13 protein-coding genes are annotated in these 24,369 nt (G+C 71.1%); 3 read left to right on the forward strand and 10 right to left on the reverse strand.

All coding sequences use genetic code 11. From position 1 onward, the window contains the following. Positions 1–25: 25 nt before the first annotated feature. Positions 26–310: a GNAT family N-acetyltransferase gene (locus DFR69_RS08600; RefSeq protein ID WP_110036966.1), complete on the forward strand. Its 285-nt coding sequence runs from the start codon at positions 26–28 to the stop codon at positions 308–310. On the opposite strand, the gene DFR69_RS08605 is transcribed toward DFR69_RS08600, so the two are convergent. From DFR69_RS08605 to DFR69_RS08630, 6 genes are all read right to left on the reverse strand, one after another. After that, the gene (locus DFR69_RS08605) at positions 307–14,196 is read right to left on the reverse strand and encodes a non-ribosomal peptide synthetase (RefSeq protein ID WP_110036967.1); all 13,890 of its coding nucleotides are present in this window, start codon (positions 14,194–14,196) and stop codon (positions 307–309) included. The genes DFR69_RS08600 and DFR69_RS08605 overlap by 4 nt on opposite strands. Next, complete coding sequence (locus tag DFR69_RS08610) at positions 14,193–14,879, reverse strand: DUF6875 domain-containing protein (RefSeq protein ID WP_110036968.1); 687 nt, start codon at positions 14,877–14,879, stop codon at positions 14,193–14,195. Before DFR69_RS08610 ends, DFR69_RS08605 begins: the two co-directional genes overlap by 4 nt. Before the next feature lie 520 nt (positions 14,880–15,399). Beyond that, positions 15,400–16,557, reverse strand: coding sequence for an acyl-CoA dehydrogenase (locus DFR69_RS08615; protein WP_110036969.1), 1,158 nt, complete (start codon positions 16,555–16,557; stop codon positions 15,400–15,402). Positions 16,558–16,722: 165 nt separating this feature from the next. Then, entirely contained in the window at positions 16,723–17,382 is a 660-nt protein-coding gene (locus DFR69_RS08620) for a TetR family transcriptional regulator (RefSeq protein WP_110036970.1), read from the reverse strand. Between the two features lie 36 nt (positions 17,383–17,418). After that, positions 17,419–17,922 (reverse strand): 5-(carboxyamino)imidazole ribonucleotide mutase, encoded by a 504-nt coding sequence (gene purE / locus DFR69_RS08625; protein WP_110036971.1) that lies wholly within the window; start codon positions 17,920–17,922, stop codon positions 17,419–17,421. A 28-nt stretch (positions 17,923–17,950) separates the two neighbouring features. Then, positions 17,951–19,174 carry a 5-(carboxyamino)imidazole ribonucleotide synthase gene (locus DFR69_RS08630; protein ID WP_110036972.1) on the reverse strand — a complete coding sequence of 408 codons (1,224 nt, stop codon included), beginning with the start codon at positions 19,172–19,174 and terminating at the stop codon, positions 17,951–17,953. Positions 19,175–19,213: 39 nt separating this feature from the next. Between DFR69_RS08630 and DFR69_RS08635 the strand changes: the two genes are divergently transcribed. Next, complete coding sequence (locus DFR69_RS08635; protein ID WP_110036973.1) at positions 19,214–19,762, forward strand: GtrA family protein; 549 nt, start codon at positions 19,214–19,216, stop codon at positions 19,760–19,762. A 2-nt stretch (positions 19,763–19,764) separates the two neighbouring features. On the opposite strand, the gene DFR69_RS08640 is transcribed toward DFR69_RS08635, so the two are convergent. From DFR69_RS08640 to DFR69_RS08650, 3 genes are read right to left on the reverse strand one after another with little or no spacing between them, the layout of a single operon-like run. After that, positions 19,765–21,072: a sensor histidine kinase gene (locus DFR69_RS08640; RefSeq protein ID WP_110036974.1), complete on the reverse strand. Its 1,308-nt coding sequence runs from the start codon at positions 21,070–21,072 to the stop codon at positions 19,765–19,767. Then, positions 21,072–21,770: a response regulator transcription factor gene (locus DFR69_RS08645; protein ID WP_110036975.1), complete on the reverse strand. Its 699-nt coding sequence runs from the start codon at positions 21,768–21,770 to the stop codon at positions 21,072–21,074. The genes DFR69_RS08640 and DFR69_RS08645 overlap by 1 nt, the downstream gene beginning before the upstream one ends. Positions 21,771–21,799: 29 nt before the next feature. Beyond that, complete coding sequence (locus DFR69_RS08650; RefSeq protein ID WP_110036976.1) at positions 21,800–22,330, reverse strand: PH domain-containing protein; 531 nt, start codon at positions 22,328–22,330, stop codon at positions 21,800–21,802. A 128-nt stretch (positions 22,331–22,458) separates the two neighbouring features. Between DFR69_RS08650 and DFR69_RS08655 the strand changes: the two genes are divergently transcribed. After that, positions 22,459–23,424, forward strand: coding sequence for an acyl-ACP desaturase (locus DFR69_RS08655; RefSeq protein ID WP_110036977.1), 966 nt, complete (start codon positions 22,459–22,461; stop codon positions 23,422–23,424). Between the two features lie 86 nt (positions 23,425–23,510). Here DFR69_RS08655 and DFR69_RS08660 read toward each other — a convergent pair whose 3' ends face one another. Continuing rightward, positions 23,511–24,305 carry a biotin--[acetyl-CoA-carboxylase] ligase gene (locus DFR69_RS08660; RefSeq protein WP_110036978.1) on the reverse strand — a complete coding sequence of 265 codons (795 nt, stop codon included), beginning with the start codon at positions 24,303–24,305 and terminating at the stop codon, positions 23,511–23,513. Positions 24,306–24,369 lie beyond the last annotated feature (64 nt).

A 24,369-nucleotide genomic window follows, 5' to 3' on the forward strand; every position in this document is an offset into this window, starting at 1 on the left:
CCGAGCGGCCGGGTTAGCATCCGGTATGACCACCAGGCTGGAGCACAACGTCGCCGACACGCGCTACGAGATCTACCACGACGACGTCCTCGCGGGCTACGCCGACTACGCCGAACGCGAGGACACCAAGGTCCGCGACTTCCACCACACCATGACCTTCCCCGAGTACCGCGGCCGCGGTGTGGCCGCCGACGTGGTGAAATTCGGCCTCGACGACTCCCGCGCCAACGGCTACCAGGTCGTCCCCACCTGCTGGTACGTCGAGAAGTACATCGCCGAACACCGCGAGTACGCCGACCTGGTGGCCTAGCTCCGCAGGTGTCGGGCCAGGATCGGGCCGATCACGGACAGGGCCGCGGGGCTGGTGAGGCGGTTGTGTTCGTGGCCGGTCTGGTTGTCGATGATCGTGCCGGTGACGTAGGGGCGCCAGGTGGCGGCGTTGGGTTCGTAGCCGGGGCGGGCGCTGGTGCTGCTGAAGAAGAGCAGGTCACCGTCGTAGAGCTCGGGGCGGTAGGCGGCGGACTCGCGGATCACCTGCTGGTAGTCGGTGTAGAGACGGCGCAGCGTGGCGGGGGTGATGCCGCCGAGCAGGCCCTCGTTGCCGGCGCCGACCTCGTTGTCGGCGCCGGACAGCGGTGCGGCGGGCGCGTGATCCGCCGCGGAATCGGCCGGCGACGCTGGCGGCTCGATTCGATCGGAGGCGGCGTCGGCGCGCACGAGGTGGGCGGCGTCGCGGGCCGCGGCCGGATCGAGTCCGCCGAATTCGGCGAGCAGGGTCTCCGGTGGCGGGAGTTCGGTGGCGCTGGCCGGGTCGACATCGGCGCGCCCGTCGAGGATCGCCAGCAGGTCGACGGCGGCACCGCGGTGCTGGAGTTCGACGGCGACGGCGTGCGCGATCGGTCCGCCCGCGGAATAGCCGAGCAGCCGGTAGGGGCCTGCGGGCTGGATCGCCTGGATCTCGTCGGCGTAGCGGTGCACGCGATCGCGCAGCGGCCGATCGGGCTGTTGGGCCGCGATGCCGGGCGACTGCAGGCCGTAGACCGGGAACCCGGGGTCGAGATGGCCGGGCAGACCCGAGTAGCACCAGGCGACGCCGATCGCGGGGTGCACACAGAACAGGGCGGGTCCGGCGCCTTCGGCCCGCAGCGGCAGGACCGTGCGCAGCGCCGGATCGACGGCCGTGTCGTCGGCGTCGGCGAGGCGCTGGGCCAGCGCGGCGGGTGTGGGATCGCCGAACATCCACTGCACCGGCATGGCGACGCCGAGTCGCTCGCGTAGCTCGGCCACCAGCCGGATGGCGACCATGGAGGTGCCGCCGAGCTCGAAGAAGTTGTCGTCCAAGCCGACTCGCTCGACATCGAGAACCGTTTCGAACGCGGCGACCACGGCGTGCTCGGTGGGCGTCACCGCGGGCCGGTACGGCAGGTCGACCCGATGCACCGGCACCACCGGGTGCACGACCGTTCCCGGCGGCGCGGTCACGTCGAGGTCGCCCAGTGCCAGTTTCGGATTCGCGGTCAGCGCGTCGAGTACGTCGACGAACCGTTCACCGAGGACACGCGCGGTGGACTCCTCGAACAGATCGCGGGCGAAGGTCAGCGTGCCCGAGATCCCGGCGGGCGCGCCGTCGCGGTCGACGTTCTCCGCCAGCATCCACTCCAGATCGAATTTCGCTCCCACGGGCGGCATTTCGAGCGGCTCGACCCGTAGGCCGGGCAGTTCCAGCGGTTCCCGGTCGAAGTTCTGGAAGACCAGCAGCACCTGGAACAGCGGGTGGTGGGCGGTGGACCGGGCGGGCGCCATCACCTCGACGAGCCGTTCGAAGGGCACATCGGCGTTGCCGAACGCGTCCAGGTCGCCGTCCTTGGTCGCGGCGAGCAGACTGTCGAAGGTCGCCTCGGGATGGACGTGGCTGCGCAGCACCAGGGTGTTGACGAACATGCCGACCAGGTCGTCGAGTTCGCCGTCGCCGCGGCCCGCGATCACCGAGCCGATCGACACGTCGGTGGTGTCGGACAGCCGCGCGAGCAGCACGGCGAGCGCGGCGTGGGCCACCATGAACACGCTGACGCCGTGCCAGCGCGCCAGCTCTCCGACCCGCCGCTGGACGGCGGCGTCGATGTCGAATTCCACCAGCCCCGCGCGGTGGGTGAGCACCGCGGGGCGCGGACGGTCGGTCGGCAGCGCCGAGACCTCGGGCAGGCCGTCGAGTGTGGTGCGCCAGTAGTCGAGCTGGCGGTACGCCACGCTGTCGGGATCGTCCTCGGCGCCGAGCAGTTCGTGCTGCCACAGCGCGTAGTCGGCGTACTGCAGCGGCAGCGGTGTCCAGGTGGGCGGCGTGCAGGCCAGGCGGGCCGCGTAGGCGAGGAGCATGTCGCGGGTCAGCGGCGCCAGTGACCAGCCGTCGGAGGCGATGTGGTGCATCGCGACCGCGATCACGGATCGCCGCTCGTCGACGCGCAACAGCGTGACCCGCAGCGGCAGTTCGGTGGTGAGGTCGAAGCCGCGCCCGATCTCCTCGGCCACGCGTTCGTTGATCCGCTCCGGCGCGCAGTCGGCGACCCGCACCGGGATCCGGGCGGCGGCGACCGGCCGGATCTCCTGGTACGGCTCACCGTCGGCGTCGACCGGATACACCGTGCGCAGCGACTCGTGCCGGGCCACCACGTCCATCAACGCCGCCCGCAGGACCTCCGGATCGAGCTCGCCGTCGAGTTCCAGCGCGATCGGCACATTGTGGGCGGCAGAAGTGGGGTCGTACCGATTGAGGAACCACATGCGCCGCTGCGCCGCCGAGAGCGGGAGGCGGTCCGGGCGGTGCCGTGGGCCCGGCCTCGGTCCCGGCGGCGCCGTGGCGGTGCGCACGGCCGAGGCCAGCTCGGCCACCGTCGGCGCGTCGAAGACCATGCGGACCGGCACCCGGGCGTCGAGGGCGGCGCCGAGCCTGGCCGCGATCCTGGTCGCGATCAGCGAGTTGCCGCCGAGTGCGAAGAAGTTGTCGTCCAAGCCGACCCTGGCGACGCCGAGCAGCTCGGCGAAGGTGTCGGCGACGGTCCGCTCGGTGGGGGTCACCGGCGCGCGAAACCGGCCGGACCGCAGATCGGGGGCGGGTAGGGCCCTGCGGTCGAGCTTGCCGTTACCGGTGCGCGGCAGCGCGTCGAGGACAACGAACGCGGTCGGCACCATGTAGGACGGAAGACGCTGAGCCAGCGCTTCTTTCACCGTGTCGACGGTGAAGGCGGCGTCGCGTTCCGGTACGAGGTAGGCGACGAGCAACTCGCCCAGCGCCTCGTCGGCGTGCACCGTCACCACGGCCTGATGCACCGCCGGGTCGGCCGTGAGGGCCGCCTCGATCTCGCCTGGCTCGATCCGCAGCCCGCGCAGCTTCACCTGCAGATCGGAGCGGCCCAGGTATTCGAGGACGTGATTGCGCCTGCGGACGAGATCGCCGGTGCGATACATCCTTTCGCCGCAGGCGTCGCTGCGGACCGGCTGGCCGGCCGACTGGTGCGCCGCGGGACCGGCAGCCGATGCCGCGGGGTCCGCAGCGGATGCCGAAGCGCCGGCCGGTGCGGAGGTCTCGCTGACCGCGGAAGATACTCGGCGCGTGGCTGTTCGGCGCGTGGCTGGTCGGCCCGCCGCGTAGGGGTTCGCGACGAAGCGTGCGGCGGTCAGGTCGGGGCGGTTGTGGTAACCACGGGCGAGGGCGGGGCCCGCCAAGTACAGCTCGCCGACCACGCCGTCAGGGACAGGATGCAGGCGCTCGTCGAGGACCATGGCTACGAGGCCGGGAACCGCGGTGCCGATGGTGATCTCGCATCCGGGACGCAGGGATCCGGTGCCGGTGGCCCAGATGGTCGCCTCGGTGGGGCCGTAGTCGTTGAAGTGGAGGCGCTCCGGCGCGGCCCACCGCTGGACCAGTTCGGGCGGGCAGGGTTCGCCGCCGGTGATGATGGCGCGCAGGTGTTCGTGGTGCACGGTGTCGACCGAGCCGAGCGCCGACGGGGTGAGCGCGATGTGGGTGACCCGCTCGCGGGCGAGCAACTCCCCCAGCTCCGCCCCACCGAACGCGGTCGGCCCGGCGATCACCAGCGTCGCCGCGGCGCCCACGGCGAGCAGCAGTTCCAGCACGGCGGCGTCGAAGCTGGGCGAGGCCACGTGCAGCACGCGGGATTCGGCATTCAGGCCCAGCCGCTCCCGTTGCGCGGCGACCAGATTGGCGAGACCGGCGTGCGTCACGACCACACCTTTGGGGCGGCCGGTCGAGCCCGAGGTGAAGATGACATACGCGGGGTTCGCCAGTCGCGTGGGCCCGCGGAGTTCCGTGGGATCGATCGGCGCGTCCGAGGTACCCGCCGGCTCGCCGTCGCAGGCCGGGTCGTCGAGCATCAACCACCGCACAGCTTCCCCGCCACTCCCCGGACGGTCGCTCGTGATGCCTAGGGTCGCGCCGGAGTCGATGAGTATCTGGGTGATGCGGTCGGTCGGATAGGCCGGGTCGACGGGGACGAAGGGGGCGCCGGTTTTGGCCACGGCCCAGACGGCGAGCACGGAGCCGGCGCTGCGGGTGAGGGCGACGACCACCGGGCGTTCGGGACCCGCACCCGCACGGATCAGGATGCGGGCCAGGCGGTTCGAGTGCCGGTCGAGTTCGCGGTAGGTGAGTTCGGTTGTCCCGTCGACTATCGCGATGCCGTCCGGGTTGCGGGTGGCGGCGGCGCGCAACAGGTCGGGCAGCAGGGCGGGCGGGGCGACGGCGGGTAGCGGCGCACCGGGCAGGATCGTGCGCTCACGCCCGTCGAGGAGATCGATATCGCCCACCGGCACAGCGGGATTCGTGACCACCGCACGCAGAACGCGCAACCAGCGGTCGGCGATCCGCGCCGCGGTGCTCGCGTCGAACAGGTCGGTGGCGTAGCCGAAGCGCGCCGACAGCCCGCCCGCGCCGTCGTCACCGACGGTGACGCTGAGGTCGAAGCGCAGACTGCGCTGCTCGAGCTCGACCGGTTCGACCCGCAGGTCGGGCAGCGTGAACTCGGTGTGGCCGAGATTCTGGAACACCAGCATGACCTGGACGAGCGGGTGCCTGGCGGCCGAGCGCGCTGGATCGAGCAGGTCCACGAGCTGTTCGAACGGCACCTCGGTGTGCGCGAAGGCATCGAGGTCGGTGCGCCGCACGTGCGCCAGCAGGTCGGTGAACGGCATCGCGGCGCCGACCTGGGTCCGCAGCACCACGGTGTTGACGAACATGCCGACCACCTCGTCGAGCTCGGCGATGCCGCGCCCGGCCACCGGCGTGCCGACGGCGACGTCGTCGGTGCCGCCGAGCCGGGCGAACAACACGGCGAGCGCGCTGTGCAGCACCATGAACAGCGAGCAGCGGTTCGTCGCGGCGAGCTGTTCCAGCGCGGCCCGCGTGCGTGCGTCGACGACACGGTGCACGGTGCCCGCGCGCAACGAAGCCACCGGTGGGCGCGGGCGGTCGGCCGGAAGCTCGAGGCGATCCGGCAGCCCGGCCAGCGTCTCGGTCCAGTAGGCGAGCTGACGGGCGGCCAGCGAGTCGGGGTCGTCCGGATCGCCGAGCCGATCACGCTGCCACAGGGTGTAATCCGCGAATTGCACGGGGGCCGACGGCCACTGCGGCGTGTCCTCGGCGACCCTGGCGGTATAGGCGGTCATCACGTCGCGGGCCAGCAGGCCCATCGAGTACCCGTCGGCGCTGATGTGGTGCACGACCACGGCGAGCACGTGTCGATCGGCGGCGAGCCGGAACAGCCGCACCCGCAGGGGAACCGCCGAGGCGACGTCGAAACCGGCGCTGACACAGTCGAAGACGGCGTCGGACAGCTCGGACTCGGCTACGTCGATCGGCTCGACATGGTCGGCGAGTTCCTCTGGCGCCACCACCACCTGGTACCCGACGCCGTCGTGATCGGGGTACATCGTGCGCAGCGCCTCGTGCCTGCCGACCACATCGGTCAGCGCCGCGCGCAGGGCGGCGACCTCGAGCCGTCCGGTCAGTCGCAGGACGACCGGAATGTTGTAGGCGCCGGAGTCGGGGTCGTACTGGTTGACGAACCACATGCGGCGTTGCGCGGGGGCGAGGGGAATCCGGTCGGGGCGTGGCCCGGCGGACGGGCCGCCGAGCGCGTTCGCGGGCAGTGCGGTCTCGCCGCCGAGGCGGGCCGCGAGCCCGTGTACGGTCGGCGCCTCGAACAGCAGCCGCAGCGGCACCTCGACACCGAGTTCGGCGCCGAGCCGCGCGGCGACCCTGGTGGCCGACAGCGAGTCGCCGCCGAGGGCGAAGAAGTCGTCGTCCGCGCCGACCTCGGACCGGCCGAGCACCGCACCGTAGGCCTGGGCGACCAGGCATTCGGCGCCGACCGGCGCGACATAGGGCGCGGCGGTGAGCCGTGGCTCGGGCAGCGCGCGCACATCGACCTTGCCGTTGCCGGTGACCGGCAGCGCGTCGAGCACGGTGACCGTGGCGGGCACCAGGTGCCGGGGCAGCCTGCGCACCAGGAATTCGCGCAGTGCCGTCGGGGACGGCTCGGCGCCGGCGACCGGCGCCACATACGAGGCCAGTGTCTGTTTGCCGTCGGGCCCCTGCCGTGGCACGGTCACCGACAACGCGACACCCGGCGCGCCGAGCAGCGCCGCGTCCACCTCGCCAGGTTCCACCCTGATCCCGTGCAGCTTCACCTGGGAATCGTTGCGGCCCAAGTAGTTCAGCCGGTTGGCCGTGGTGCGGCGCACCAGATCGCCGGTGCGGTACATCCGTTCGCCTGGCGCGCCGAACGGGTCGGCCACGAACCGCTCGGCCGTGCGGGCGGGCGCGCCCACGTAGCCGCGGGCCAGTCCGGGTCCCATCAGATAGAGCTCGCCGACCGCGCCGGGTGGCACCGGGCGCAGCCAGCGGTCCAGGACCGCCAGGCCGCAGCCGGGCAGCGGCACACCGAGATCGCCCGCGTCGTCCCTGCTCAGCGGCGCGCTCAGGGTGACGGCCACGGTGGCTTCGGCCGGACCGTAGGAGCTGAGCATCGTGCGGCCGTGGCCGAGACGCGCGACCAGCTCGGGTGGGCAGGATTCGCCGCCGGTGACGATCGTGCGCACGCCGGCGACGGCGGCCGTCGGCAGCGTGGTGAGGACCGCGGGCGGGGCGACGAGGTGGGTCACCCCGGTGCCGGTGATCGTGTCGGCGAGCGCGTCGCCCGCGGTGGCCGACGGCGCGGCGATCACCAGCGTCGCACCGGTGTGACAGCCGGTGAGCCACACCAGGATCGCGGCGTCGAAGGCCGGATTCATGCACAGCAGGAGCCGGTCGCCGGGGCCGGTCCGCAGGCGCTCCGCCACACCGGCGACCAAGCCGCTGAGGCCGGCGTGGGAGACCATGACGCCCTTGGGGATTCCGGTCGAGCCGGACGTGTGGATCAGGTAGGCGGGGTGCCCGGCGTGCAGGGGTCGGACACGGTCGGCATCGGTCACCGGCCGAGTCGAACAGTCGGCCGACGACGCTCGCCGCCCGACTCGCGTGGACGCCTCCTCCGTGCGCGTACGGTCGCCGGTCGCCGTGTCGACCGGCGAGGTGTGCGTCGTCGGCACGCTCGCCGCATCCGTTCGGGGGTCTGCGGCGGCGGCCCGGCCGTCGACACGCAGCCAGTGAACGCTGTCGGACAGCATGTTTCGATAGTCGTCACCGGTGATGCCGAGGCGGGCGCCGCAGCCGCGGGCGATGGTGGCGATGCGGTCGGCGGGGTGATCGAGGTCGACGGGGACGAAGGCGGCGCCGGACTTGGCGATCGCCCACGCGGCCAGCAGCCAGTCCGCCGAGCGCGGCAGGGCGATCAGGACGGTGTCCTCGGGTCCCGCGCCCGCGGCGATGATCGCGCGAGCCAGCTGATTCGACCGGCTGTCGAGGTCGGCGTAGCTGAGCGTTGTGTCGTTGTCCACCACCGCGATCCGGCCGTCGGCCAGGCCGTCCGCGATCAGGTCGGGCAGGAGGCGCAGGGGTCGCGGCCGGACCCGGACGACCTCCCCGCCGGGCACACCGCGCACCGCCACCGTGGGCTGCGCCGGGTCGGCGAGCTGATCGAGGATCCTGGCCAGCCGCCGGGCGAGGGCCGTGGCCTCCGCCTCGTCGAAGAACCGATCCGAGCAGGTGAGTTCGAGCCGCAGACCGTCGTGGGCGAACGCGGCCAGGCACAGCGGATAGTGGGTGCCGTCGCGGCCGTGGAAATCGCGGACCCGCAGCTGGGCCTGGGCCGAGGCGGCGCGCAGGGCCTCGACATCCATCGGATACGACTCGAAGACCATGCTGGTGTCGAACAGCGGGCCGAGTCCGGCGATCGCCTGGATCTCGTTCAGGCCCAGGATGTTTCGATCCACCAGTGCGCCCTGCTCGCGCTGCACCCTGGTCAGCAGATCACCGACCGGCTCGTCCGGGGTCAGGCCGATGCGCACCGGGACGGTGTTGACCAGCATGCCGACGATGCGCTCCGCTCCCGGCAGGTCCGGTGGGCGACCGGACACCGTGGTGCCGAACACGAGATCCGTGTGGCCGGTCAGTTCGGCCAGCAGCAGCGCCCACGCGGTCTGCACGACGGTGTTCAGCGTGACGCCGCGCTCGGCGCGATGGCGGTCCAGCGCGGCGGCGGTACCCGGTGCCAGCGGGACCTCGCGACGCAGCTCATCGGGCTCACCGTCGTGGGTGCGCGGCGGACGGACCGCGGTGACCAGGGTCGGCCCGGCCAATCCCGTCAGCGCGTCCGACCAGGCGGCCTCGGCCGCGGCGGCGTCCTGGCGGTGCAGCCAGCTCAGATACCGCTCGTAGGAGACCGGCTCGGGGAGGGCGGCGCTCGGGGTGTCGTAGAGCGCGAGCAGCTCGCCGAACAGCAGCGGCATGGACCAGCCGTCGAGGACGAGATGGTGGTTGGTGACGATCAAGCGGGTATCGCCCGGCCCGCATCGCACGCACAGGAAGCGCAGCAGCGGTGGCCGTTCGGGGTCGAACGGGCGGGCGAGTTCCTCCGCCGCGAGACGGGAGCAGTCGTCCGGGCTCGCGTCGAGCACCCGCCAGGGGACGGTGACCTCGTCGACGACCAGCTGCACCGCCGCGTCGGCGGTGGTCACGAAGGCCGTGCGCAGCGCCGGATGCCTGCGCACGAGGGCGGCGGTCGCAGACTCGAGCCGCGCCGGATCCACATCGCCGTCGAGTGCGAAGACGGCCTGCACGGCGTATCTGTCGGGGTGCCCCGCGGTGAGCCGGGTGTGGAACAGCAGGCCCTGCTGCAACGGTGACAGCGGCCAGACGTCTTCGAGGCGCGGGTAGCGGCACTGCCAGTCGACGAGCTGGGCCCCGGTGACCGGTACCAGCGCGATGTCCGACGGGGTCAGCCTGGCCGCGCCTGGTTCGGCGATCGCCCGCGCGATCGCGGTCAGGCCGTCCGCCCAGCGCCGGGCGATCCGTGTCACCTCGTCGCGAGCGAGGACGTCCGACGGGAACCGACACACCGCGTGCACTCTCGGCCCGTCGGCGTCCTCGATGGTCACCGCGTCCACGGCGAGCACCGCGTTGGCGGGGAGTTCGGCATCGCCGGCGGCGCCGAGCCGGTCCGCGACGTCGACGGGCAGCCACGGGAGGCCGGGGTCGGTGTTCGCGAGCTGGCCCAGGTAGTTGAACCCGACGGCTGGTTCGCCCAGGGCCGCGAGCCGCTCGGCCGTGTCGGACCGCAGGTACCGCAGCAGCCCGAAGCCGAAGCCGCCGTGCGGGATCGCTCGCAGCTGCTCCTTCACCGCGGCCACCATGGCGACCGGGTATGGATCGTCGCCGAGGTCGAGCGCGATCGGGAACTGGCTGGTGAACCAGCCGACGGTGCGGGACAGGTCGGCGCCGGGCACCACCGTTTCGTCCCTGCCGTGGCGTTCCAGCATGAGCAGCGCGGGCCCCGAAGTGCCGTGATGATCGGACACGGCCGCCGCCAGCGCGGCGAGCAACGCCTCCTCGACGCCGCAGCGCAGGCAGGTCGGCAGGTGCCGCACCAGCTGTGCGCTCGTCTCTGTCGAGAGGGTGAGCTCCCACCGGTCCAGCCCGGTACCCACATCGCGCGCGGGATCCAGGTCGCGGCGCCCCCATCGCGGTTGTGGCGCATCGAGCACACCGCACCAGTAGTCGAGCTCGTCCCGCCACTGCGGCTGCTCGGCCGCCGCCGCGAGTGCGTGCGCCCACGTCCGTACGGAGGTGCCGACCGGTGGCAGCTGGGGTGAATTCCCCACCGCGACAGCGCTCCAAGCGGTCATGAGGTCGGCGACCAGGATGCGCCAGGAGACGGCATCGACAGCGAGGTGATGCGCGGCAACGACCAGCCGCCCGCGCGATGCACCCTGGTCCGCGCCGCGCATCGCGTCACCGCTGGGCTCGCCCCGGCCCATGCCGCGCAGCTCGTGGCCACCGGGTCCGCCCTCGGAGCGCGCGCCGGGAAGGGTGTCGTGTCGTCCGCCATCGCCATTGACCGGGAGCGTGTCGTAGCGGCTGTCGCCGGGGCGGTGGGCCGGCGCGCTGTGGTCCGTCTCGTCCAGGTCGAGCCAGGTCGCGGCCAGGGCGACACCGGATGCGGGGTCGAGGCGGTCGACCGCTGCCGTGATCGCCGCGTCGATGGTGGGCGTGTCGAGGCGGGCGCATGAGCGGTGGTCCAGCACTGTGGCGGCGTCGATGGTCGCGGGGGCGGCCACTTCGAGGCGGTCGCCGTCGATGACGCGGAGGCGCAGCATGTCGTGGCGGTCGAGGACGGCCTGGAGGGTGCGGGCCAGGGTGCGGCGATCGACGCCAGCGGGCAGGGCGAGCACCATGGTCTGGGCGAAGTGCCGCCAGCCCGGACGGGCGAGCAGCCACTTCACGATCGGCGTCGGCGGGACGTAACCCACTCCGCCGCCTGGCAATTCGCGCAGGACCTGCCGCTCCCCCGGCTCGGCCACCACCGCGGCCAGCCCGGCCGGGGTGGGATGCTCGAACACGTCGCGCGCCGAGAAGATCAGATCGGCGGCGCGGCCCATCGACACCAGCTGGATCGACAGGATCGAGTCGCCGCCGAGCGCGAAGAACGACGCCTCCGCCGACACCTCGGGTACCCCGAGGACCTGCGCGAACAGGGCACACAGCGCCTGCTCCACCGCGGTGGCACCGGCCCTCTGCGCCGCAGGCGCGGCCACCGGTTCGGGCAGTGCCCGCCGATCGACCTTCCCGTTTCCGGTGAGCGGCAACGCATCCAGCACGGTCACCGTCGCCGGGACCAGGTGCGCGGGCAACCGTTCCAGGCAGTACTCCCGCAGCATCGCCCCGTCGAGCGACATCGGCTCATCGTGCACCGGCACCACATACGAGGCGAGCATGTCCCGCCCCGACGCCCCGGACCGCACCACCGTCACCGCGAATTCCACCCCAGGGCAGCCGGCCAGCACGGCGTCGACCTCCCCTGGCTCGACCCGCATCCCCCGCAACTTCACCTGGAAATCGCTGCGCCCCAGGTACTCCAGCACGAAGCCGGTCGACCGAGCGCCATCGACATGAAGTACTTCACCACTCACCGTTCGGTCCGCACCGGGCGCCGACGATGCCATCGCCTCGTCGTTGGAGTGCGGGTCGGCGCCGTTTCGGTCGGGCGACGCGTGGCCGGCGGTTTCGGCGGCGTGCCAGCGGACCAGGTCGCCGGTGCGGTACATGCGTTCGCCGGGGGCGCCGAAGGGGTTGGGGATCATGCGCTGGGCGGTGGCGCCGGGGCGGCTCGCGTAACCCCGGGCGAGGCCGGGACCAGCGATATACAGCTCGCCGGGAGTTTCGGCCGGGACGGGTCGCAGGTGCCGATCGAGGACGTGCAGGGTGACGCCGGGGATCGGTGAGCCGAGGCCCGCGTGACGGTCGGCCCGCAGCGGCGGCGTGAACGTCGCGGCGACCGTGGTTTCCGAGGGGCCGTAGGAGTTCACCAGGGCGCGGCCGGGTCCGAAGCGGGCGACCACCTCCGGCGGGCAGGCCTCGCCGCCGGTGGAGACCGCGCGGACACCGTCGAGCGCGCCGGGCGGCAGCGTCGTGAGAACGGCGGGAGTCGAGCACAGGTGGGTGATCTCGCTGTCGCGGATCACCGCGGCCAGCCCGGCGCCCGCCACCGCGTCGGGGTCGGCGATCACCAGCGTCGCCCCGGCGGTGAAAGCGACCAGCAATTCGAGCAGCGAGGCGTCGAAACTCGGGTTGAGACAGTGCAGTACGCGCGAATTCTCGTCCGCGCCATAGGCATCGCGGACCGCTGCCGCCAGCGCGGCGATTCCCCCGTGGGTCACCACGACACCCTTGGGCGTACCCGTTGACCCGGAGGTGAATACGATGTAGGCGGGGTTGTCGGTCATCGGCCGAGGGAGCGCGCCGTCAGCAGTTCCTTCGGCTTCGACATCGGTTTCTTGCAGCACAATCCAATTCACCGATCGAGGCAGCTCCTCGACGCGGTCGGCGGTCGTAAGGCCCAGCTGTGCATGACATTCCGCAGCCATGGTCGCGAGCCGCTCGGTAGGATTCGCCACCCCCACCGGCACATACGCCGCGCCCGAACGGGCGACGCCCCAGAACGCCACCACCGATTCCATCGACCGCGGCAACGCCACGAGGACAGGAGTCTCGGGGCCCGCGCCCGCAGCGACGAGCCGGTGCGCCAACCGCCCCGAAACCTGCTCCAGTGCACCGTAGCTGAGCGTTCGGTCGCCGAAGACGACGGCCGTCGCGGTGGGACCGGCGGCCCGCAGACCGTCGTCGAGCACCTCCGCGAGCAGGCGCGGTGAGGGTGCGGGCGCGCCGGACAGCCCGGCGCGCAACGGCCGCTCGTCCGGGAGGAAGTACTCGAGCGAACGGACCGGTGTCGCCGGGTCCGCGTCGATCATCGCCTCGAACAGCGTCAGGAACCGCCGGTGGTGCCGCGACAGCGTCGCGGAGTCGTAGAGGTCCGGGTTGGCGGTGAAGTCCACGTGGATCGGGCTGCTCGCGCCGTGCTGATAGAAGTTGACGAACAGGTCCTCGATCGGGCCCGAGGACAGCACGTGCAGGCTGGTCCGCACATCGGTGAAGTCGACCTCGGTCGGGAACAGCATGATGTTGACCACCGGCCCGACGAAACCGCGACCGGCCTCGCCCTGCCGGATCTCCTCGTGCCGGAACTGCTGATGCCGCAGCGCCCCGGAGACCTCCACCCGGATCGCGTCGACCAGCTCGGCGACGGTGCTGTCCCCCGCGACCCGCACCCGCAGCGGCACCACATTGGCCAGCATGCCGCCCGAGCGGCGCAGCGTCGCGGTGGTGCGGCCGGACACGGGCAGGCTCAGCACGACGTCCTCGGTGCCGGTCGCCCGCGCGTAGTACACGGCCAGCGCGGCCATCGCCAGGCCCGGCGTGCCGACGCCGAAACGGGCCGCCGCCGCGTCCAGGCGTTCCTCCGTCGCGGTGGGCAGCTCCGCGCGGCACTGGCGGCCGAGCGCGTGCGCGGGCGCCGCGGCGTCGACGAGGCTGCACCGCGACGGCATGTCGGCGGCCCGCCGCGCCCAGTACTCGGCGTCGGCGGCGAAGCGCGTGCTCGCGCGGTAGCGCAGGTCCGCCTCGTGCACGGTGCGCAGGCTCGCGGCCCGGCCGGGCGGCGGTTCCCGCCCGGCGAGCGCGGCGTTGTAGAGCTCGGCGACGCGATACAGCGCTGTCGCCGAGGCGAAGCCGTCGACCACGATGTGGTGGGCGCGTGAGTACCAGAGCACGCGGTCGGGGGCGATCCGGATCAGGGCCGTGAGCACCAGCCGGTCGCCGAGCAGGTCGATCGGCGCCGCGATGTCGGCGCGCATCCACCGCAGCGCCTCGGCCTCGGGATCGGCGGCGCCGGAGCAGTCCAGGTGCGACATGGTCAGCTCGACGCGCCGGTCGACCACCTGACGCGGCCCGTCGGGCGTGTCCACCAGGCGCAGCAGACCGGACTCGAACTCGCGGCTCACCTGCTGCGACACCGCGACCAGCAGGTCGAGATCGAGCGGGCCGCGCATGTCGATGTACTGCGCCTCGTAGAGCGGCACCGTGGGATCGAGCTGCTGGGCGTACCACATGCCCAGCTGGGCGGGCGAGAGCGGAAACTCCTCGACCGCTGCCGAATCGCTGGTCGGCGCGGTGGACAGTTCGCGGGTCATCGGTGTCTTCTCCCCGCACCGACGGGCTCCGGCGGTCGCACGTCCAGGTGGTACTCCGGCACCTCCCCGTTCGTGCTCGCCATGAGCCTGCCCACCACGACCTCACGCACGTGGGCGGGCAGGCCGGGCGCGAACTTCTTGACGTAGGCCGACATCCACTCCGGGCGCGAGAGCAGGAACGGGAAGTCCGTCGCCATCATCGTGCGCACCACCAGCATCGGGATCGGCGCGTCGAGCGGGTGGTAGTCCTTGTTCCACAGGCCGGGTTCCTTGCAGCCGGGATAGAACTGGCCCAGCATCAGACCGCGTTCGACGAACCGGGTCTTGAGCTCGGCGTGCAGCTCGTCGATCAGCGCGTAGTCGCGCAGTTGGGGAACGGCCGTCACCAGGCAGCGCAGCACCGCGGAGCCGCCCGATTCCGGGTCGAGCCGCGGGAACAGCTCGAGCGCGTCCTCGATCACCAGCCGCACGTACGGCGGCCACGGACGCGCCCCCGCGACCCGGCCGACCCAGATGAGATCGCGGCGCATCGCCGGGCCGACATACGGGCACACCGGGCCCTCGCGGCCGATCTCGTCCAGCGGCTGGGTCAAATGGTCAAGCGCCCATTCACGGAGACCGTCGAGCGTGGCCTGCGTGAAACGCTCCACTTCGCCGGAAGTCGACAGCGGATACCAACTCATACCAGAACGGGTTCCAGAAATAACGTCGGTCATGATTCACCTCGCCACACACGAGGTCGGGAATTCACCGACGACAACATCGGGCACGCGCGCAGGGGGCCGCTCGAATATCCGGGAAGGCCTCGCTCGCACAAGGTTTCAACGCTATGCACCATGTTGTCGACTCCTGCTATAGACGGCCGAAAGGGCCAGCTCACAGACCCTTATCTACTTCAGGAGGATTCGACATCGGCCACTTACCTCAGCCCCGACGGCTCAGTTGGATCCCACCTGTCCTGGTATATGGCACGCACAGCGCGAATCGATTCGCTCCAGCGACACGAATGAATAACCCTCCGATAGCGGACAAATTTCCCGGTACGATTTCCGCTTTATCAACGGCCACATTTCGATCATCAAACGCCCGCCGAGCAGGGGAAATTCAGATAACACCGCGCAACCCGGCCGGCGGCCCCGGAAAACAGCGGCGGCCCCCGACGCGAACGTCGGGGGCCGCCGAGGTGCCGGCGCGAGGAGGCGATCAGCGCAGGATCTGGCGCGACATCACCAGGCGCTGGATCTGGTTGGTGCCCTCGTAGATCTGGGTGATCTTGGCATCGCGCATCATCCGCTCGACCGGGAAGTCGGTGGTGTAGCCGGCGCCGCCGAAGAGCTGGACGGCGTTGGTGGTGACCTCCATGGCCACATCGGAGGCGAAGCACTTGGCGGCGGCGGAGATGAAGCCGAGGTTCTTCTCGCCGCGCTCGGCGCGGGCCGCGGAGGTGTAGACCATGAGGCGGGCGGCCTCGACCTTCATCGCCATGTCGGCGAGCATGAACTGGGTGTTCTGGAAGTCGGCGATGGCCTTGCCGAACTGCTTGCGGTCCTTGGTGTAGGCGATCGCGGCGTCCAGGGCGCCCTGGGCCAGGCCGACGGCCTGCGCGCCGATGGTCGGGCGGGTGTGGTCCAGGGTCTGCAGCGCGGTCTTGAAGCCGGTGCCGGGCTCGCCGATGATGCGGTCACCCGGGATGCGGCAGTTCTCGAAGTACAGCTCGGCGGTGGGCGAACCCTTGATGCCCAGCTTGTGCTCGAGCGGGCCGACGACGAAGCCCTCGTCGTCCTTGTGCACCATGAACGCGGAGATGCCGTTGGCGCCCTTCTCGGCGTCGGTCACGGCCATCACGGTGTACCACTCGGACTTGCCGCCGTTGGTGATCCAGCACTTGGAGCCGTTGAGGACCCAGTCGTCGCCGTCGGCCTTGGCACGGGTGCGCATGGAGGCGGCGTCGGAGCCGGCCTCACGCTCGGACAGACAGTACGAGGCCATCTTGCCCTCGACCAGGTCGCCGAGGACCTTCTGCTTCAGCTCCTCGGAGCCGTTGAGGATCAGGCCCATGGTGCCCAGCTTGTTCACGGCCGGGATCAGCGAGGACGAACCGCAGACGCGGGCGACTTCCTCGATCACGATGCAGGTGGCGACCGAGTCGGCGCCCTGGCCGCCGTAGGCCTCGGGCACGTGCACGGCGTTGAAACCGGCGGCGTTGAGGGCGGTCAGCGCCTCCTCGGGGAAGCGGGCGTTGCCGTCGACGTCCTTGGCGTAGGGCGCGATCTCCTTCTCGGCGAGGCCGCGGATGGCGCCGCGGAGCTCATCGTGGAAGTCCTCGAGCTGGAACAGGTTGAAATCCGGGTTTCCCGCCATCGGGCACGCTCCTGGTCGTGGGTGGTGATCGCTGCGGTCGACAGCGTCGAACGGTCGGCACCGAGTGCCATTCCGCTCAGATTATACCCTCGGCGGTCGCGAGCGACATGGGCATATACCGATGGCACTCAGTGTCAGATCATGGCGCTGCGGTCCGGGCCGCGTTCACAGGTTATCGAGGCGAGCGGTGATCAGGTCCGCCACCTGGCGCGACGGCATGTCCCGTGGGAACACCGCGACGACCAGCTCCTCGCCCGCCGCCCGCTCCCGACGCCCGCGCGGGATCTGCGCCAGTTCGGTGCGCAGATCGGTGACCGCGGCCGCGGGCTCGCCGCGCACCATCCGGCGCAGCAGGTAGTTGTGCGTCGCGGTCACCGCCGCGGTGAACTGCACCCGCACCAGGTCGGGTACCTCGGGCAGCCGCTCGCGCAGGAAGTCGGTGAACAGCCGCTCGTACCGGAACACGGTGACGATCTCGCGCTCCCGCAGCGCGGGCACCCGCCGCACCACCTGATACCGGCGCGCGGCGATGTCGCGCCACTGCGTGAACCGCTCGAAGACCCCGATCACGGCCTCGCACACCGCGTCCCACGGATCGCCCGTCGAGCGCTCCAACGACTCCGCGGCCAGCGCGAGCTGGAATTCGTGATCGGCGAAGATCACGTCCTCCTTGGACCGGAACTGCCGGAAGAAGGTCCGCCGGGAGATCCCGGCCGCCACCGCGATCTCGTCCACGGTCGTCGCCTCGTACCCCCGCTCGGCGAACAACCGCAACGCCTGATCCACCACCGTGAGCCGGAACTGCGCCGCATCGTCGTGAGCCACCCGCCCACCGTAGTCACCGCCCACGACGGCGCCGTCCTAGCCCAGCAGCTTGGTGCGCAGGGCCTGGTCCTTGTCGAGGACCATCTTTTCCAGGCCTGCCTGGAACTGCTCCATGCGGGTGCGCAGGGACGGGTCGGCGGCGGCGAGGATGCGCACCGCCAGCAGGCCCGCGTTGCGGGCGCCGCCGATGGAGACGGTCGCGACCGGGACGCCCGCGGGCATCTGCACGATCGAGAGCAGTGAGTCCATGCCGTCGAGGTACTTCAGCGGGACCGGGACGCCGATGACCGGCAGCGGCGTGGCCGAGGCGACCATGCCGGGCAGGTGGGCGGCGCCGCCCGCGCCCGCGATGATCACCTGGATGCCGCGACCCGCCGCGTCACGGGCGTAGTCGAGCATGCGCTGCGGGGTGCGGTGCGCGGAGACCACGCCGACCTCGAAGCGCACACCGAACTCGGCCAGCGCCTCGGCGGCGGCCTCCATCGTCGGCCAATCGGAATCGCTGCCCATGATCAGACCGACCTGGGGACCGTTGCTCATCTCTGCATTCCTTCGTCGTGGTGGAGGGTCATGCCCCGTGCGGGTCCCAGCCGTCGGTCCAGACGGCGTGCGACATCCAGTGTGCCGCGCGCTCGGCCTTCTCCCTGGTCTCGGTGACGTCGTCGCCGAGGATGTTCACGTGGCCGATCTTGCGGTCGGGCCGCTCGCCCTTGCCGTAGAGGTGGACCTTCGCCTCGGGCAGCCGGGCGAACAGGTGGTGCAGCCGCTCGTCCATCGACATCGTGGGCGCCTCGGGGGCGCCGAGGATGTTGGCCATCACCGTCACCGGGGCGAGCGGGGTGGTGTCGCCGAGCGGGTAGTCCAGGACCGCGCGCAGGTGCTGCTCGAACTGACCGGTGCGGGCGCCGTCCATGCCCCAGTGGCCGGAGTTGTGCGGGCGCATCGCCAGCTCGTTGACCAGGATCTCGCCGTCGTGGGTCTCGAACAGCTCCACCGCCATCACACCGACGACGCCGAGCCCGGCCGCCAGCTCCAGCGCCATCGTCTCGGCGCGGGCGGCCAGGTCCTCGTCCAGGCCGGGGGCGGGCGCGAGCACCACGGCGCACTGACCGTTGCGCTGCACGGTCTCGACCACCGGCCAGGTCGCGGCCTGCCCGAACGGGGACCGCGCGACCATCGCCGACAGCTCCCGTGCCAGATCCACCTTCGCCTCGGCGAGCAGCTGCACGCCGTGCGCGAGCTGCTCGGTGACCAGGCGCTCGGCCTCGGCGGCGTCGGCGGGCATCCACACGCCGCGACCGTCGTAGCCGCCGCGCACGGCCTTGAGCACGAACGGCCAGCCGTGCTCGTCACCGAAGGCGATCGCGTCGGCGGGCGCGGTGACCTCGACGAACGCGGGCACCGGCAGCCCCAGCTCGGACAGCTTGGTGCGCATGGCCAGCTTGTCCTGCGCGAAGATCAGCGCCTGCGGGGGCGGGGCCACGTTGACGCCCTCGGCGACCAGCACCTCGAGGTGCTCGGTCGGCACGTGCTCGTGGTCGAAGGTCAGCGCGTGCGAGCCGACCGCGGCCTTGCGCAGTGCCGAGAGATCGCTGTGGCTGCCGAGGACCACCTCGGGGGTGACCTGTGCGGCGGGGTCGTCGGGGCGCTCGGCGAGCACCCGCAACCGCTGGCCTAGGGCGACGGCGGCCTGGTGGGTCATGCGCGCGAGCTGGCCCCCACCGACCATCGTGACGGTGGGCATGGCAGACGGATCGAACGAACGTGCACTCACGTCGTGCAATGTTGTCATGTCGAAAGCGAATCTTTGCTACCGGTACACTCGGAACTCGTGTCAATCGTCGACGACGTGGTCAGCGTCCTTCCCCCGCGCCTGCGCGATATCGCGTACCGGCACCGTGAGCTGATCAAGTTCGCCATCGTCGGTGCCACCACCTTCGTGATCGACAGCGGCCTGTTCTACCTCCTGAAATGGACCGTACTCAGCGAGAAGCCGGTCACCGCCAAGATCATTTCCGGCGTGGTCGCGGTGATCGCGTCCTACATCCTGAACCGGGAGTGGTCGTTCAAGAATCGCGGCGGCCGCGAGAAGCATCACGAGGCGTTGCTGTTCTTCGGTGTCAGCGGCATCGGCGTGGTGCTGAGCAACATCCCGCTGTGGATCTCGAGCTACGTCTTCGACCTGCGGCAGCCGAACGTGAGCTTCCTGGTCGAGAACGTGGCCGACTTCGTCAGCGCGTTCATCATCGGCAACCTGCTGCAGATGGCGTTCCGGTTCTGGGCGATGCGCCGCTGGGTCTTCCCCGACGAGATGAACGAGATCGTCGCCGAGTTCGAGGACCTGATCGAGGAAGAGCAGGAGCACCTCGGCCACAGCTGAGGTCAGCGCGGTTCGGTCAGGGTCGCGTTCGGTGACCGGTTGACCTTGGAACCCAGGAACACCGCGAACAGGGCCGGACGGCGCCGTTGCAGCTCCAAGCGCCCGCCGTCGGCCTCCACCAGGGCACGGGCCAGCGCCAGCCCGACACCGGTGGAACCACCCGCGGAGAAGCCGCGATCGAAGATGTGCGGCGCGAGCTCGTCACGCACTCCCTCGCCCTCGTCGGCCACCTCCACACAGATCAGCGGGTCGCGCGCGCTCATCGTCGGGACCGTGCGCACCGACACCGTGCAGGTGCCGCCGCCGTGCATGAGGGCGTTGTCGACCAGCACCGCGACCGCTTCGCGCAGCCGCGAGCCGGTGATCGGCGCGCGCAACGACTCGTCACCGATGAGCCGCAGCTCACGGCCCTCCTCGGTGAACGGATGCGCCCACTCGGCCATCACCCCGCGCAGCTCGGCCATCACGGGGACGGGATCGCGGTCGGCGGCGTCCTCGTCGCGGGAAGCGCGGACCAGGTCGTCGATGGCGTCGGTGAGCCGGTCGACCTGCGCCATGGCCTCCTCGGCCTCGTGCACCACCTCGGGATCGGCGTGCGTGGACAGCTCGTCCAGGCGCAGCCGCACCGCGGTCAGCCGGCTGCGCAGCTGATGCGAGACGTCGGCCACGAGCGCGTGCTCGCGCTGCAGCCGGCCCGCGATCTCGACGGTGGCCGAATCGAGCACATCGGAGACGCGATCCAGTTCGGCGATGCCGTGCCTGCGCGGGTCGGGCCGGAAGTCGCCCATCGCCAGCCGGGCGGCGCGCGCGGCCACGTCACGCAGCGGATCGGCGACCCGGCGCGCGGTCACCACCGCGACCGAGAAGGCGGCGCCCAACGAGGCGAGCACGGCCAGCGCGACGGCGGCCACCGCCTGCTCCTGCCTGGCCTTCATCGGGCCGGCGGGCACTTCGAGCCGCAGCGACCCCGAGGTGCCCATCGACAGCGATTCCACCAGCGGATCGTCGACGTGGTCGACGCCGATGTCGCTGCGGGCGGCGTTGTCGTGCGGCGCCGGATAGACGATCGTGAGTTTGCCGCCCTCCGGCACGAGCGCCCGCATCGCTCGGGTGTCCAGCCCGTCGGGCACGATGCCGTCGGCGCGTTCCTGGGCGATCACCTCGGCGGCGATGCGCTCGAGCCGGCTCTGCAGATCGTTGCGGGTGATGTCCTCGACCCAGAGCCAGGCCGTGTAGATCAGCGGCACGCCGAGCACGACCGTGGTGATGGTCAGCACGGTCAGGATCGAGCGCAGGATGCGGCGACGCACTAGCCTCTGCCGGTCGACGGTCCGTCGGTGTTCAACCGGAAGCCGACGCCGCGCACGGTGACGATGCGCCGCTCCGCCATCGGGCCCTCGTCACCGATCTTGCGGCGCAGCCAGGACATGTGCATGTCGAGGGTCTTGGAGCCGCGCAGGTCGGCGTCGCCCCACACCTCGCGCAGGATGGTCTCGCGCGGCACCACCTGGCCGGCCCGGTCGATGAGCACCTTGAGCAGCTCGTACTCCTTGTTGGCCAGATTCACCTCGGCCCCGTTGACCAGCACGCGCCGGGCGGCCGGTTCGAGCCGGATGCCGCCGACCTCCACCGCGTCGTCGCCGATGCCGCTGCGCCGCAGCAGCGCCCGCACCCGTGCCAGCAGTTCGGCGAGCCGGAACGGCTTGCCGACGTAGTCGTCGGCGCCCGCGTCGAGCCCGACGACGAAGTCGACCTCGTCGGTGCGCGCGGTGAGCATCAGCACCGCCAGATCGGCGCCGCTGGCCCTGACCTGACGGCACACCTCCAGCCCGTCCATGCCGGGCAGGCCGAGGTCGAGGATCAGCAGGTCGTGGTCGCCTTCGAGGGCGCGGCGCAGCACGGCGGGCCCGAACCGTTCGACGGTGACGGTGTAACCCTCGCGGCCGAGGGCGCGGGAGAGCGGGGCGGCGATCGCCTCGTCGTCCTCGGCGAGCAGTACGGCGGTCATGTGCTCAGATTACGGATGCCGCCGCGCGCTCACCGGTAACCGCCGCCCCAGGACTGGTCGCGGCGGCTGCCCGCCTCGAACACCTCGTGGTAGAGCAGCGCGTGCACCTGCTGGACCTGCGGGATGTCGTCGTATTCGAGCGGTTCCTCCGACGAGGAGCCGATGATCAGCGTGCCGGTGCCGAGCATCCGGTCGAACACCCCGTGCTGGAACTGCACGCTGGAGATGCGGCTGAGCGGGATGTCGATGCCGGTGTGGGTGATCACGCCCTGACGCACCAGCACCCGGCGGTCGGTGATGATGAAATGGGTGGACTTCCAGGCGATCACCTTGCCCACGCAGCGCCACAGGATGAGCCCGAGCCAGATCAGCCCGATGAGGATCAGCAGGACGGTGCGCACGTGGCCCTCGGTGTTGCGCCAGGCCAGGCCGCCGAGGAACCCGGCGATCGCGGTGCCGCCGATGAGTGTGATCACCGGCCACACCAGCATTTTCCAATGCGGGTGGCGGTGCAGGATCAGCTGTTCGTCGGGCGCGAGAACGTCCTCCGGGTACCCCATGGCCGAACGATACCCCGTTGTCACGCCGCATTTCTCGATGCCACGGCCGAGGCGATACTGTGATTCGACGCTCGTTGCCAGGTTTCGCCCATTTCCTGCTTGCTCGACACCCGACAGTGGAGGCACGCGTGACCAAAACCCTGACTCAGCTCGAAATCCTGACGGCCCTGGAACCGGTGGCCGAACAGAATCTGAACCGGCACCTCTCGATCGCCAAGGACTGGCACCCGCACGACTACGTGCCGTGGGACGAGGGCCGCAACTTCGCCGCGATGGGCGGAATCGATTGGGAGCCGGAGCAATCCAAGCTCACCGATGTCGCCAAGGCCGCGATGATCACCAACCTGCTCACCGAGGACAATCTGCCGTCCTACCACCGGGAGATCGCCGAGAACTTCTCCCAGGACGGCGCCTGGGGCACCTGGGTCGGTCGCTGGACCGCCGAGGAAAACCGCCACGGCATCGTCATCCGCGACTACCTGGTCGTCACCCGCGGCGTCGACCCGGTGGCGCTGGAAGAGGCGCGCATGGTCCACATGACCCAGGGCGCGCACGCCCCGGCGAACTGGGGCGGGTTCCTGGTCAACGTGGCCTACGTGACGTTCCAGGAGCTGGCCACCCGGGTCAGCCACCGCAACACCGGCCGCGTCTGTGACGACCCGATCGCCGACCGCATGCTGGCCCGCGTCGCCACCGACGAGAACCTGCACATGATCTTCTACCGCAACCTGTGCGCGGCCGCCCTGGACCTGGTTCCCGATCAGGCGATGCCCGCGATCACCAAGGTGCTCACCAACTTCGAGATGCCCGGCGCGGGCATGCCGAACTGGCGCCGCAACGGCGTGCTGATGGCCAAGCACGGCATCTACGACCTGCGCCAGCACCTCGACGAGGTCGTGCGGCCCGTGCTCAAGCAGTGGGACATCTTCGGCCGCAACGACTTCGGGTCCGCCGGGGAGATCGCGCGCGACGAGCTCGCGCAGTTCCTGGTGAAGCTGGAGAAGGACGTGCTCAAGTTCGAGGAGCAGCGCGACCGGCTGCTCGCCCGCGAGCGCGAGGTCGCCGAGCGCAACGCGGGCGTCGCGGCCCGCTGAGAGGTACGGGCGCGTTCGCGGCCCGGTCGATCGGTCAGGCGCTGTGGCGCGGGAGCGAGCCACAGCGCCTGACCGGCGGGCCGCTGTCAGTACTGTCCGCGCAGGTGGGAGACGTCGCCCGCCGAGACGGCCCGGTCCCCGATCAGCAGCCTGCCGGTGTCGTCGACATCGGTCGCGACGCCGGTGACGACCTGGCCACCGGGTAGCTCCGCGCGCACCTCGATGCCGATGGTGGCGCACCGTTCGCGGTAGGCGGCGGCCAGTTCGGTCGTCGCCCAGCCCGCCCGCTGCCAGGCGGTGAAGCGGGCGGCGAATTCGGTGAGGATCGCCGCGACCAGCGCGGTGCGGTCGGTGTCCGCCCCGGCCAGGGTCAGCGAAGTCGCGTGGGGGACGGGCAGCTCCGATTGATCGAGGTCGACGTTGACGCCGATGCCGACCACCACGGCCGGTGCGGCGCCGGTGGCCGCGACCTCGGCCAGGATGCCCGCCAGCTTGCGGCCGCCGAGCAGCACGTCGTTGGGCCACTTCAGGTCGGCGCTCACCCCTGGCGTCGCCCGCAGCGCGTCGACGACAGCGACACCGGTGAGCAGCGGCAACCAGCCCAGGGTGGTGGGGTCGATATCGGGCAGCCGCACGAGGATCGACAGTGAGATCTGCGCGCGCGGCGGACTCACCCAGGAGCGGGCATGCCTGCCGCGGCCGTGGACCTGCTCCTCGGCCAGCAGAACCTGCCGGTCGACGGCGGTGTCGGCGGCGCGGGCCACCAGATCGGCATTGGTCGATCCGGTCGATTCGACGACCTCGATCCGGTCGTAGAACGACAGCGGCCCATCGGCCGAGGAGCTGTGCAGACGCTGCGCATCGATCGGTGCCCTGTTCATTCCCGGCACGCTACTCGGCCCGGGACCGGCGATCTTGTGGCCGCACCTAGCTGGGATTTCTCTA

The sequence above is a fragment of the Nocardia neocaledoniensis genome (assembly GCF_003182135.1).
In the GTDB taxonomy this organism is placed as follows: Bacteria; Actinomycetota; Actinomycetes; order Mycobacteriales; family Mycobacteriaceae; genus Nocardia; species Nocardia neocaledoniensis.